The 12598-nt window shown below is 68.1% G+C and carries 11 protein-coding genes and 1 tRNA gene; 6 read left to right on the top strand and 6 right to left on the bottom strand.

The window, feature by feature from the left end:
• Window positions 1–54: 54 nt before the first annotated feature.
• Together ACXJLH_RS13070 and ACXJLH_RS13065 are read right to left on the bottom strand one after the other, a co-directional pair.
• Window positions 55–1380 (bottom strand): PQQ-dependent sugar dehydrogenase, encoded by a 1326-nt coding sequence (locus ACXJLH_RS13070; protein WP_457444519.1) that lies wholly within the window; start codon window positions 1378–1380, stop codon window positions 55–57.
• Window positions 1381–1469: 89 nt separating this feature from the next.
• On the bottom strand, window positions 1470–1904 hold the full coding sequence (locus ACXJLH_RS13065) for a CBS domain-containing protein (protein ID WP_457325023.1): 435 nt from the start codon (window positions 1902–1904) through the stop codon (window positions 1470–1472).
• 473 nt (window positions 1905–2377) lie between these two features.
• Here ACXJLH_RS13065 and ACXJLH_RS13060 point away from each other — a divergent pair, with 473 nt between their 5' ends.
• The 3 genes from ACXJLH_RS13060 to ACXJLH_RS13050 all read left to right on the top strand — a co-directional run bounded on the left by ACXJLH_RS13060 (window position 2378) and on the right by ACXJLH_RS13050 (window position 3878).
• Complete coding sequence (locus ACXJLH_RS13060) at window positions 2378–2569, top strand: CsbD family protein (protein ID WP_056198702.1); 192 nt, start codon at window positions 2378–2380, stop codon at window positions 2567–2569.
• Between the two features lie 72 nt (window positions 2570–2641).
• Entirely contained in the window at window positions 2642–3298 is a 657-nt protein-coding gene (locus tag ACXJLH_RS13055; RefSeq protein ID WP_457444517.1) for an OmpA family protein, read from the top strand.
• 118 nt (window positions 3299–3416) lie between these two features.
• A complete protein-coding gene (locus tag ACXJLH_RS13050; protein ID WP_457325025.1) occupies window positions 3417–3878 on the top strand; it encodes a hypothetical protein in 462 nt (153 codons plus the stop codon).
• A gap of 20 nt (window positions 3879–3898) precedes the next feature.
• On the opposite strand, the gene ACXJLH_RS13045 is transcribed toward ACXJLH_RS13050, so the two are convergent.
• A complete protein-coding gene (locus ACXJLH_RS13045) occupies window positions 3899–4612 on the bottom strand; it encodes a D-glycero-alpha-D-manno-heptose-1,7-bisphosphate 7-phosphatase (RefSeq protein ID WP_457325026.1) in 714 nt (237 codons plus the stop codon).
• Window positions 4613–4879: 267 nt separating this feature from the next.
• On the opposite strand from ACXJLH_RS13045, the gene ku reads away from it, so the two are divergent.
• Window positions 4880–5791, top strand: coding sequence for a non-homologous end joining protein Ku (gene ku / locus ACXJLH_RS13040; protein WP_457444515.1), 912 nt, complete (start codon window positions 4880–4882; stop codon window positions 5789–5791).
• Window positions 5792–5801: 10 nt separating this feature from the next.
• A complete protein-coding gene (ligD, locus tag ACXJLH_RS13035; protein ID WP_457444513.1) occupies window positions 5802–8318 on the top strand; it encodes a DNA ligase D in 2517 nt (838 codons plus the stop codon).
• Here ligD and ACXJLH_RS13030 read toward each other — a convergent pair.
• Together ACXJLH_RS13030 and ACXJLH_RS13025 are read right to left on the bottom strand one after the other, a co-directional pair.
• Window positions 8305–10200 carry an AAA family ATPase gene (locus ACXJLH_RS13030; protein WP_457444511.1) on the bottom strand — a complete coding sequence of 632 codons (1896 nt, stop codon included), beginning with the start codon at window positions 10198–10200 and terminating at the stop codon, window positions 8305–8307. The genes ligD and ACXJLH_RS13030 overlap by 14 nt on opposite strands.
• 182 nt (window positions 10201–10382) lie before the next feature.
• Window positions 10383–10458: transfer RNA gene (locus ACXJLH_RS13025), tRNA-Thr, on the bottom strand.
• A 108-nt stretch (window positions 10459–10566) separates the two neighbouring features.
• On the opposite strand from ACXJLH_RS13025, the gene ACXJLH_RS13020 reads away from it, so the two are divergent.
• Entirely contained in the window at window positions 10567–11343 is a 777-nt protein-coding gene (locus tag ACXJLH_RS13020; protein ID WP_457444509.1) for an alpha/beta hydrolase, read from the top strand.
• Window positions 11344–11587: 244 nt separating this feature from the next.
• Here the strand turns inward: ACXJLH_RS13020 and ACXJLH_RS13015 are convergent, their stop codons facing one another.
• Complete coding sequence (locus tag ACXJLH_RS13015; RefSeq protein ID WP_457444507.1) at window positions 11588–12595, bottom strand: class 1 fructose-bisphosphatase; 1008 nt, start codon at window positions 12593–12595, stop codon at window positions 11588–11590.
• Window positions 12596–12598: the final 3 nt, after the last annotated feature.

Below are 12598 nucleotides of genomic sequence, written 5' to 3'. Positions count from 1 at the left end.
GGGCCGGCTTGGGAGCGGCCCGGCGCTCGGCCCGAATGCACCCGCTGAGATGACTTAGCGCGGCGCCACGCGCCAGATGGCATTGCCCACGTCATCGGCTACCAGCAGCGCGCCGCGAGCATCGACGGCCACGCCGACCGGGCGGCCGCGGGCCTCGCCCTCTGCGCTCAGAAATCCCGTCAGCACGTCCACGGGCAGGCCCTGCGGATGCCCGTTTGCAAAGGGGACGTAGACGACCTTGTAACCGGCGAAGGGCTTGCGGTTCCAGGAGCCGTGCAGGCCGACGAAGACGCCTTCGGACGGGCCACCGGGAAGCAGCTTGGGCACGGGGCTGGTTCCTGCAGCAGCCAGGCCCAGCGCGGCGACGTGAGCGCCCAGCGCATAGTCGGGCACGAGGGCTTTGGCGACGAGATCGGGTCGCGGCGGCTGCGCGCGGCTGTCCACATGGGCGCCGTACCAGCTGTAGGGCCAGCCGTAGAAGCCGCCATCGCGCACCGAGGTCAGGTAGTCGGGCACCAGGTCGCTGCCGAGCTCGTCGCGTTCATTGGCCACGGTCCACAGCACCGGTGCGCCGCCGGGCGCGGCCATCCAGGCCATGCCGTTGGGATTGCGCAGGCCGGTGGCGAAGAGGCGTTTGGCGCCGCTGCTGCGGTCGATCTCCCAGATGGCGGCGCGACCTTCCTCGGCCTCGATGCCATGCTCGGCCACATTGCTGTTGGAGCCGACCGTCGCGTAGAGCTTGCTGCCGTCGGGGCTGGCGATGAGGCTCTTGGTCCAGTGGTGGTTACGCGTGCCGGCGGGCAGGTCGGTCAGCTTGCGGCCGGGGCCGCTCAGGCTCGTCTGACCAGGCATGTAGCTGTATTCCCAGACCGCATCGGTGTTGGCCACGTAGAAGCGATCACCAACCAGGGCCATGCCGAAGGGCGAGTTCAGGTCCTGCAGGAAGACGGTCCTGACCTCGGCGCGGCCGTCGCCGTCGGCGTCGCGCAGCAGCGTGACGCGGTTGGCGCTGGGCGTGGCTGAACCGGCCTTGGCCATCAGCTTCTTCATCACCCAGCCCTTGAACCCCTTGCCCTCGTCCGGCCGTGGCGGCGCGTTCGTCTCGGCCACGAGCACGTCGCCGTTGGGCAGCACATGCAGCCAGCGTGGGTGCTCCAGCCCGCTGGCGAAGGCTTGGGCCAGCAGGCCTGGCGCGGCGATCGGTGCCTCGCCAGCCGCCCAAGGGCGGGTCGAGGCGACGTGGGCGGTTGGCACCAGGGTCTGCACCGGTTCGACCAGGGTGGGCCGGGGGCCGACGTCAGCACCCTGAGGCAGGCGGGCGCTCTCGCCGCAAGCAGTGAGGGCCGCAGCGGCCAACAGCAATAGGCAGCGTGTGTTCATACGCAGGTCTGGCAAGCCAGATGCCCGACAGATGCCCGGCGGATTTGTGGCGCAGATGGCCGCGGCCGTGCCGCTGGCTTGAGTGGCCCTCAGTGCGGCGCCGTGGCGTCGCCCGGCGCCGAGATCTCGCGCAGGGCGCGGTCGATGTGACCGGACTCGCGTACCGCCAGGTCGCCCAGGGACACGATGCCAATCAGGCGCCCGTTCTTGTCGACCACCGGCAGGCGGCGCAGCTGGCGGGCGCCCATCAGGCGCTTGGCGTCCTCGGCATCCTGATCGGCGGTGCAGGTCTGGACCTCGGGGCTCATGATGTCGGACACGCAAGCCTGGTCGGGATTGAGGCCGTCGGCGATGGCGCGCACCGTGATGTCGCGATCGGTCAGCATGCCGAGCAGGCGTTCACCGTCGCAGACGGGCAGGGCGCCGACGTCCAGTTCCTGCATGCACTGCGCCGCGCGGCGCAGGCTTTCCTGCGGCTGGATGGTGCGCACCTGGGTGGACATGATTTCGGCGATGGTCGACATGATGGTCTCCTGAGTGGGGTGGACATTCGGCAAGGCGGGCGCCGGGCATGCGGACCCCTTGGGCGCTGCTGGCCCACCGCGGGCCCGGCACTGCCGAGCCCGCGTCGCCGCAGTCAATGGAAGAAGAGATAGACCAGCAGCAGCACGATGCCCGGGACGCCGAGCAGCCACGCGAGAAGATATTTGCCCATGATGATCTCCGGTGAGGTGGGGTAGGCAAAGCTTCGCTGCAACGGCAGCGGTGGGACAGCGGACGAGGCGCGACAGGCGCGTAGGAAGAGCGGCAGCCGACCTGGTCGATGTTGTCAGCGGGCGCGCCATGTCGCGGCCCGCCGGCTTTGCTGAGCCGCGACGTAGGACTGGACCCACCCGCCGACCCGGCCCAGGCCGGCCCGGGTGCACTGCCTGGCTCGTTAGTCTGACGCCAGTCCCCTAGGCAAGTCGTCACGGGGGTCGTCACAAAGGAGCACACCATGAACACCGATCAAGTCAAGGGCAGCGTCAAGGACATCGCGGGCAAGGCGCAACGCAAGCTGGGCGAGGCCATTGGCAGCACCGAGCAGCAGGTCAAGGGCGCCGCGACCCAGGTCGAGGGCAAGGTCCAGAAGGCCGTGGGCGATGCCCGCGAGGTCGTCAAGGACGCCCGCGACCAGCGCAAGATCTGATTGCGCCGCACGCCATGCCCCCGCCGCCGGGCCTCAGGGTCCGGCGGCGCTTTTTCTGTCGAGAGGTACACCATGCGTTCTTCCAAGATTCCGTTGCGCAGCGGCGCGACGGCCACCCTGATCGTGGGGGCCCTGCTGGCCGCTGGCTGCTCGTCGATGAGCGAGCGTGAACAAGGCACCGCCAAGGGTGCCGGGGCCGGTGCTGTGGCCGGCGCCATCATTGGTTCGGTGACCGGCGGCAGCGCCGGGCGTGGGGCCGTCATTGGCGGCGCTGTCGGCGCGGTTGCCGGCAACCTGTGGTCCAAGCGCATGGAGGACAAGCGCGCCGCCCTGGCCCAGGCGAGCCAGGGTACCGGCGTCGAGGTCGCGCGCACTGATGACAACCGCCTCAAGCTCAACGTGCCCAGCGACGTGTCCTTCGACACCGGCCGCGCCGACATCAAACCGCAGATGCGCCCGGTGCTCGACGAGATCGGGCGCAACCTGGACCCGGGTGTGCATGTGACTGTCGTCGGCCACACCGACAGCACCGGCAGCGATGCCATCAACGAGCCGCTGTCGCGCGAACGCGCCGCGGCCGTGCGCGACTATCTGTCGGCCCGCGGCGTGTCGAGTTCGAGAGTCAACGTGGCGGGACGCGGCTCGCACGAGCCGGTGGCCGGCAACGACACCGAGGCCGGCCGTGCCGCGAACCGCCGCGTGGAGATCTTCCTGGCTGAACAGGGCTAGAGCCAGGAGCCACCAGGCCGTAGTGGGCGCACCGCGGTTGATCAATGAGGGTTGGTGCTAGGCATCCTCGGGCGGCAAATCGACCACCCTTCGCGCTCTTCGACCGATTGGAAGATCCATGCGCAAGAGCGTTGCCGTCGTTGTTGCCGGCCTGGTGGCCGGTGCCCTGGATATCGTGGCGGCGTTCGCGAGCTATGCGGCGCAGGGCGCCACCGTCGAAGGCATCCTGAAATACATCGCCAGCGGGCTGCTGGGTGCCTCCGCTTTGCAGGGCGGCATGGCGATGGCAGGGTTGGGGCTGCTGTTCCACTTCTGCCTGACCACGGCGATGGCTGCGGTTTACATGGCTGCGGCGTTGCGGTTGGGCGCGCTGACGACGAGCCCCTGGCTGTGGGGCAGCGTCTACGGCCTGCTCACCTGGGTGGCGATGGTCTACGTCGTCGTCCCGCTGTCAGCGGTCAACGGCTGGCAGCTTCCGCACGGGTGGAACATCGTCAGCGGCCTGCTGTCGCACATCTTCTATGTCGGCGTTCCCATCGCCCACATCACGCGCCATGCCTTGCGCCCGCAGGCGGCCTGAGCGTTCTGGTTCGCGCCGGCTCAGTCGGGCCGATGCCAGGCCACATCAGGCGTCGCCTGCGGCTGCATGACGCTGCCCGGGGCTGACGCGAAAGAGGGCAGGCGGGCGGTAGCGAGCTTCTCGACATAGTCGGCCAGCGCGGGCCAGTCGAAGAAGCGCGCGTCGGGCTCCCGCAGGGGTGAGCGACGCCAGACAGTTTCGCCGCCACTGTCGAAGAGCAGGCCCTGGCAGCCTGCGCGGTGGCCGGCCTCGACGTCATCCAGCCTGTCGCCCACCATCCAGGAGCGCGCCATGTCCAGGCCGTGGCGGTGGGCGGCGCGGATCAGCATGCCGGGTGCCGGTATGTGGCACAGGCAGGCCGGGCGGCCTTCGTCGTCGGGTGCGTGGGGGCAGACTTCCACGCCCTCGATGCGCACGCCGAACTCCTGCTGCAGCCGTTGCAGCAGCGCCTGCTGCAGGCGCGCGAACTCCGCCCTGGTGAAGCGGCCGCGCGCCAGGCCGCTCTGGTTGGTGACGATGACCAGGGCCAGCCCCGCGCGTTGCAGCCTGGCCAGGGCTTCGCCTGCGCCGGGCATGAAGCGCAGCAGCAGCGGGTCGGCGTTGTGGGGTGCGCCCTCGACGAGGGTGCCGTCCTTGTCGACGAAGAGGCAGGGCCTGAGTGGCGCGCGGGCCGGCGCCGGCTGCTGCAGGTCGCGCAATGTCAGACCGCTCAAGGCATAGGGTGCATAGCTCATGGGCGCACCTCGGGCTCGGCAAGGGCGGAGGTCGGGAAACGGCAGTCGCTCATGTCGGGGGTCCGGGCTGAAGAAGGTGCGGCACCGCTCCCGGCAATCGGCGTGCCCGCCCCGGAACGACGCTGCGCAGCGCTTCATGACGGCGGCAACATGAGCCTGCTTGCCCTGGCGACGCGACGCGTCCCGGCGTCCTACACAGCGATGCGGCGCTGTTCCCTGACCCGCCGCAGGCCGGCCGGCGTAGCTTGTCGGGACACAGGAGATTCCATGGCCACATCCGCCCGCTCTATCGCTTCCCTGACCCTGAGTTTCGGCCTGGTCAACGTGCCCGTGCGCCTGTTCTCGGCTACCGAGGCGGGCGCTGACATCCGCTTCAACCTGCTGGCCAAGGACGGCGCGCGTCTCAAGCAGCAATACGTCAACGAGCGCACGAAGAAGATTGTCGAGCGCAAGGATATGGTCAAGGGCTATGAGGTCGAGGACAACCAGTTTGTGCTCTTCACGCCGGAGGAGCTCAAGGCGCTGGAAGAGGGCAGCAGCCATGTCATCGAGATCGTCAGTTTCGTGCCGCTGGCTTCCATCGACCCGCTGTTCTACGACAAGAGCTATCTGCTCGCGCCGGACAAGCGCGGCGACAAGCCCTACGCCCTGCTTGCCGAAGCCTTGCGCCGCTCAGGCCGCTGCGCGCTGGCCAAGTGGTCCTGGAAGGCCAGGCAGTACGTGGTGCAGGTGCGCGCCAATGATGACGGGCTGATCCTGCAGCAGCTGCGCTATGCCGCCGAGGTGCGCTCGCTGGCCGACCTCGACATCCCCAAGGCCAGCATCTCCAAGCCGGAGCTGCAGCTGGCCCTGCAGCTGGTGGATCAGATCGCGGCGGACAGCTTCGAGCCGGGGCTGTTCCACGATGAGGAGAAGGACCGGGTGCTGGCAGCCATCGAAGAGAAGGTCAAGGGCCGCAAGATCGTCGCTTCCACGCGCGAGGAGCATGGGCCGACAGGCGGCGGCCAGGTCATCGACCTGATGGACGCACTGCGCGCCAGCCTCGGCAGCAAGCCCGCCGTGAAGGCCGGCGGCAAGACGTCTGCCAAGGTCACGCCAATGCCGGCGCGCAAGGCGGCCACGCGCGATGCCGCCGAACCCGAGGCTGCAGCCCCCAAACGGCTGCGGGCGCGCAAGTAGCGCCTGACCCATGAGCAAGCCCCGCCCCGCCACCGCCGAGGCGCCATTGGCGCGCTACAACGCCAAGCGCGATTTCAGCGGCACGGCGGAGCCCAAGGGGAGGCTGGGACGCCGCAAATCCAAGGCCTTGGGCTTCGTCATCCAGAAGCACTGGGCCTCTCACCTGCACTACGACTTCAGGCTCGAACTGGACGGCGTCATGGTCAGCTGGGCCGTGCCCAAGGGGCCGAGTTTCGACCCCGCCAAGAAGCAAATGGCCATCCATGTCGAGGACCACCCGGTCAGCTACAACAGCTTCGAGGGCGAGATTCCCAAGGGGCATTACGGCGCCGGCACCGTCATCATCTGGGACCGCGGCAGCTGGACGCCTGTCGGCGAACCGCGCGAGGGCCTGGCCAAGGGCAAGCTGATCTTCGAATTGCATGGCGAGAAGCTGGCCGGGCTGTGGGAGCTGGTGCGCATCTCCAAGCCGGGCGAGAAGAAGCAGGACCAGTGGATCCTGTTCAAGAAGCGCGGCGATGCCTGGGCGCGGCCGACGGCCGAATACGACGTCATCAGCGCCCTGCCGGACAGCGTCGTGGAAAAGCCCCTGGGCCCCGTGGAGGAGCGTGAACCGCGGGTGCGCGCACAGCCGCAGACGGCCGGCCCCGATCTGTCCCGCGCAAGGAAGGCGCCGTTCCCGAAGACGCTCGAGCTGCAGCTGGCAACGCTGATTGCCGCCGCGCCCGCAGAGGGCGACTGGGTGATAGAGAACAAGTTCGACGGTTATCGCATGGGCGTGCGCATCAGCAAGGGCAAGGTCGCGCTGATCACGCGCAATGGCAATGACTGGACCGCGAAGCTGGCGCCGCTTGTCGATGACCTCGAGAAGCTCGGCATCGATCAGGCCTGGCTGGACGGTGAGATCGTCGTGTTGAACGAGCATGGCGTGCCGGACTTCAACCGGCTGCAGAACGCCATCGACAACGCGCGCACGCAGGACATCGCCATGTTCCTGTTCGACCTGCCCTTCCTCGGCGACACCGACCTGCGCGAAGTGCCGCTGCGCAGCCGGCGCGCGGTGCTCAAAGAGCTGCTCGAAGGCCGCACCTCGGCCCGCGTGCGCTTCAGCGATGAGCTGCCGGCGGCGCCGTCGCAGGTGCTCGCCGCGGCCTGCCAGCTGGGCCTGGAAGGCGTGATGCTGAAGAAGGCCGACTCGCCCTATGTCTCCCGGCGCAGTGACAGCTGGCTCAAGCTGAAATGCCAGCGCCGCCAGGAATTCGTCGTCATCGGCTTCACCGACCGCACGAACTCGCCCCAGGAAGTTGGAGCCCTGATGCTGGGCTATCACCAGGACGGCAAGTTGCGCTCGGCCGGCTCTGTCGGCACCGGCTGGGCCTCGGCACAGGGGCGCGAGCTGCACCGGCAGCTGAGCAAGCTTCAGACGAAGACACCGCCGCTCGACCCTGCGGCGGTCGAGCCGGGCCGTTGGTCGCGCCGGGCCCGGGGCAGCGAACACTGGGTGCGGCCGGAGATGGTGGTGGAAGTGGCCTTCGGCGAGTGGACGCCCGATGGCCATATCCGGCATGCGAGATTCGTTGGTGTGCGCGCCGACAAGGCGCCCAAGGCGATCCAGCGCGAGCAGGCCGCGGCGGTACGGCCTTCGCCCAGGACGAGCGTCAAGATCAGCCACCCCGACCGGGTCATCGACACCTCGACCGGGCTACGCAAGATCGACCTGGTGCACTACTACGAGAGCGTCGCAGACCGCATCCTGCCGCACCTGAAGAACCGCCCGGTCTCGCTGGTGCGAGCACCCCAGGGCATCAGCGGGCAGCTGTTCTTCCAGAAGCATTCGGACAAGGAGATCCCGGGCATCACGACTCTCGATCCGGCGCTGTGGCCGGAACACGAGGCGCTGATGAGCGTCGGCAGCGTGGAAGGGCTCATCAACGCCGCCCAGCTCAATGTCGTCGAGTTCCACACCTGGAACTCCAAGGTCGGGCGCATCGACCAGCCGGATCGCGTCGTGTTCGACCTGGACCCGGGCGAGGGCGTCAGTTGGGCGCATCTGCAGGAGGCGGCCGCCCTCACGCACACCATGCTCGAGGAGCTGGGCCTGAAGGCCTGGCTCAAGACCAGCGGCGGCAAGGGCCTGCACGTGGTGGTGCCGCTGGCGCCCAAGCTGGACTACGACACCGTCAAGGCCTTCTCGCAGGCCGTCGTGGCCCACATGGCCGAGACCCTCCCGCAGCGCTTCGTCGCCAAGAGCGGCGGCAAGAATCGCGTTGGCAAGATCTTCATCGACTACCTGCGCAACGGCTTCGGCCAGACGACGGCGACGGCGTTCTCTGCGCGGGCCCGGCCGGGATTGGGCGTCTCCATGCCCGTCAGTTGGGAGCAGCTCGGCTCACTGAAGAGCGGCGCGCAGTGGACCATCACGACGGCGCGCGAGTACCTGTCCTTCGAGAAGGAGGACCCGTGGCGCGACTACGTCAAGTCGCGGCAGACGCTGGCCACGGCGAGAAAGCGGCTCAAGCTGCCGTAGGCTCCCCCATCAGCACGCGCTTCAACGGCGCCCCGCTGACGGTTTCCTGGCCGAGCAGCATCTCGGTCAATGCGTCCAGGCGGTCACGCTTGTCCTCCAGCACGCTGCGGCATTCGGCCTGGGCACTCTCGAGCAGGGCGCGGGCCTCGTCCAGCAGCGACTTCTGTACGTCGGGGCCGATGAGTTCCTTGGGCACGCCGGCCATGCTGAGCAAGCCGAAGGTCTTGCCAAAGCCCATGGAGCCGATCATGTTGGTGGCGAGCTCCGACGCGCGCTTGAGGTCGTCGGCCGCGCCGGAGGAGGTGTTGCCAAAGGCGATCAGCTCGGCCTCGCGGCCCGCCAGCATCATCGCCAGGCGGGAGCGCAGCTCGCGTTCGCCGTACAGCGGCTCCTCGTGGGTGCGGGTCACATAAGTCACGCCCAGGGCCGGGCCGCGCGGCTCGATGCTGACGCGCTCGACGCTGCCGGCTTCCAGCACATGGGCCACCAGCGCGTGGCCGGATTCATGGAAGGCGATGCGGCGCAGCGTCTCGGGCGTGATGACGTCCTTGCTGTTGCTCACCTCGCCGCCGAGCTGGTGGGTCTCCAGCGACTGGTAGACACGCTCTTCGCTGACATGGGCTTCACCCGCTTCAGCGGCGTAGGCGGCAGCGCGGTTCACGCAGTTGGCGATGTCCGCCGGTGACATGCCGGCGGCCGTGCGCGCGATGGACGGCAGGTCCATGCCGGTCGCCGCCTTGATCTGGCCCAGGTAGAGGCCGAACAGCTGCTGGCGTTCGGGCACCGTGGGCATGGCCGTGCGCACGATGAGGTCGAAGCGGCCAGGCCGGCGCATGGCCTCGTCGATGTTGTCGATGTGGTTGGTGGCACCGACGATGACGACGTTCTCCAGCGAGGAGAAGCCGTCCATCTCCACCAGCAGGCGGTTGATGATGCGGTTCTGCTCCTGCTCGCCGCCACCCCCGCCGGCTTCCTTGCCGTTGCTGCGCCGGCCGATGCCGTCGATCTCGTCGATGAAGACGATGCAGGGCGCTGCGTCGCGGGCCTTCTTGAAGAGCTCCTTCACCTTGCCGATACCGGCGCCGTAGAACATGGAGCTGAAGTAGGACCCGTCGACGCTGATGAAGCTCGCACCGCATTCGCCGGCGAGGGCCTTGGCCAACAAGGTCTTGCCGGTGCCCGGCGGGCCGTCGAGCAGCACGCCGCGCGGCGCCTTGGCGCCCACGGCGGCGTATTGCTTGGGATCCTTCATGAAGGCTGCCACGCGGCGCAACGCCTTCTTGGCCTCTTCGGCGCCGATGACGTCGTCGAAGCGGGTCTTGGGCTTGTCGGCCAGGCGGGTACGCTGGCTCAAGGGGCCGCGCAGCTGCAGATAAACCAGCGGGCCGGCGATCAGCAGCATGACCAGCAGCGGCGCCAGCGCGCTCCCGGCCCGCTCCAGGGACTGGAACAGGCGCTGGCCGCCGGTACGCGCGTCGACGTCGATGTCGGTCAGCGCAAAGCCCTGGGCCACGCTGAGTTCGCCCAGGCGTGAGCCGATCTCGTTCTTGCAGCCCAGGCCGCAGTCGATGAGCCGCGTGCTGAATTGATGGCCGGCGCGGTCGGTGTAGAGCACCAGGCCGCCGCTGACACCGACGGCCGCAACGTCCTTGGCCTGCAGGGCGCGCTCGAACTCGGAAGCTTCACGCGGGTGGGCCAGCCATTGTTCGGGCGCCTTCTCGAAGGCGAGGGCGGTCGCGTTCTTGCGGGCCTGCACCTCGCTGGTCGTGCGCTCGTGCAAGGTCGACAGGCCGAACAAGGCCAGCAGCGCCGTGACGACGATGGCGGCAATGATGAGTTTCTGACGCAAGCCCGGCGTAGGGGTGTTGCTGGCGCTGTCCATGGTGTGCGGGCGACTTCGGGAACTGCAATCCATGCAGACTAACGGCCCGATGCCTGCGCCGCGCGTGCGTTATCGAGGTTGGGCTGAGGTCGTTTGCAACAGCTGTTCCAAGTGCGGAAAACTGCCCAGAATGCAAAAAGGGCCTGATCGCGAGATCAGGCCCTTGGTGCTTCTTCTTGTTCTGGTGCCGGCAAGAGGAGTCGAACCCCCGACCTTCGCATTACGAATGCGCTGCTCTACCAACTGAGCTATGCCGGCCTCACGCGTCCCGCAGGCGGGATCAGCGAAGCCCGAGATCATAGCGCAACTGCATTGAGCCGCCAAGATCGGCTTGCTTTTCGGGCGTCAGGACGCAAACTCCGGTGCATGAAAAAGATCAGGAATCTGCTGCTGGGGGCGTGGATGCTGGGTGCCACGGCGCTGACCCAGGCCGAGGATGGTCGCTTCGACGTCGCCACCCGCGAGGGCGTCGTCACGCCGGTGTTCTGGCAGGCCGCCGAAGGTGCGCGGGCGACGGTGCTGCTGTTTCCTGGCGGCAGCGGGGGCTTCGGTCGCATCGAAGCGGGGCGGCCGACGAGCCGCAATTTCCTGGTCCGCTCCGCCGGGGAGTTCGCCGCGCGCGGCTACAACGTCGCCATCTTCGGCAAGCCGAGCGACACGCCCGATCTGGGCTACAGCGAGCGCATCTCGGATGCCCACATGACCGACATCCGCGAAGTGCTGAAGGCCGTCAGGCAGAAGTCGCCATTGCCGGTCTGGTTGGTCGGCACCAGTCGTGGAACGGTGTCGGCCACGGCGGCGGCCATCCGATTGCAGGGGGAGATCGCCGGCCTGGTGTTGACGTCCAGCATCGTCGCCTGGGACAAGCCGGGCGCCGTGCCGCGCCAGGAGTTGTCGGCCATCCGCGTGCCGGTGCTGGTGCTGCACCACGCCAAGGACCAGTGCCGGCAGACTCTGCCTCATGACGTGGGCTACATCCCGCGCGGGCTGACGGCTGCGCCAGTGAAGAAGCTGGTCATGGTGGACGGCGGTGCCGGTCCGACGGGCGACGCCTGCGAAGCCCTGCACTGGCATGGCTTCATCGGCATGGAGGCCGAGGCCGTGGCGCTGATCGCCGGCTGGGTGGACCAGCCGGTGCCTTGATCACTTTGCACTGCGGCGCATGCAACCAGGTGTTCCGGGCCGAGCGCTGGGCCTGCCATGGGCCAGAGGCCCATGGCCTTCCGTAGGCACAAGCAGTCCGCAGGGACTGCTTGTGTCCGACTCCAGTTCGCCGAGCCGGCTCGCCTGGCGATGTGCTTGCGGCTAAATGCCGCAAGCATCGCCGGCCCCTCGGGGGACCGACTGGACTGGCCCGCGTTCAGCGGGGCCAGACCGGGCGAGGGGCTTACTGTTCGCGGTGATAGGCCGCGATACGCTCGACCTCGTTCTTGGAGCCCAGGGCCACGGCCACGCGTTCGTGCAGCTTGGTCGGCTTCAGGTCCATGATGCGTTCACTGCCGGTGGTGGCCACGCCGCCGGCCTGCTCGACGAGGAAGGCCATCGGGTTGGCCTCGTACAGCAGGCGCAATTTGCCGGGCTTGTCGGGCTCGCGCTGGTCCCAGGGGTACATGAAGACCCCGCCGCGGGTCATGATGCGGTGCACGTCGGCCACCATGCTGGCGACCCAGCGCATGTTGAAGTCCTTGCCACGAGGCCCCGTGGAGCCGGCCAGGCACTCGTCGATGTAGCGGCGCACCGGCGGCGCCCAGTGGCGCAGGTTGGACATGTTGATCGCGAATTCCTTGGTGTCTTCCGGAATCCTGACCTGGTCCTGGGTCAGCACCCAGGAACCGGTCTCGCGATCCAGCGTGAAGACAGCCACGCCGTCGCCCACCGTCAGCACCAGCATGCTCTGCGGTCCGTAGACGCAGTAGCCGGCCGCCGCCTGCTGCTTGCCGGGCTGCAGGAAGTCTTCCTCGCTGACGCCACGCGAATGGCCCACCTTGCGCAGCACGCTGAAGATGGTGCCGATGGACACGTTGACGTCGATGTTGCTGGAGCCGTCCAGTGGGTCGAACAGCAGCAGGTATTCACCCTGGGGGTAGCGGTTGGGCACGACGTAGATGCCGTCCATCTCCTCGCTGGCCATGGCCGCGAGGTGGCCGCCCCATTCATTGGCCTCGATCAGCACCTCGTTGGCGATGATGTCGAGCTTCTTCTGCACCTCGCCCTGCACGTTCTCGCTGCCGGCGGTGCCGAGCACGTCGCCCAGCGCCCCCTTGTTGACGGCGATGGCGATGCGCTTGCAGGCGCGCGCCACGACCTCGATCAAGAGGCGCAGTTCCTGCGGGATGTGGCCGTGCTCGCGCTGCTGCTCGACGAGGTATTGGGTCAGGCTGGTTTGACGAGACATCGA

It is taken from the genome of Roseateles sp. P5_E4 (assembly GCF_054049255.1).
Note: the sequence above shows the minus strand (reverse complement) of the source record. Positions and strands in the feature narration are given on the sequence as shown.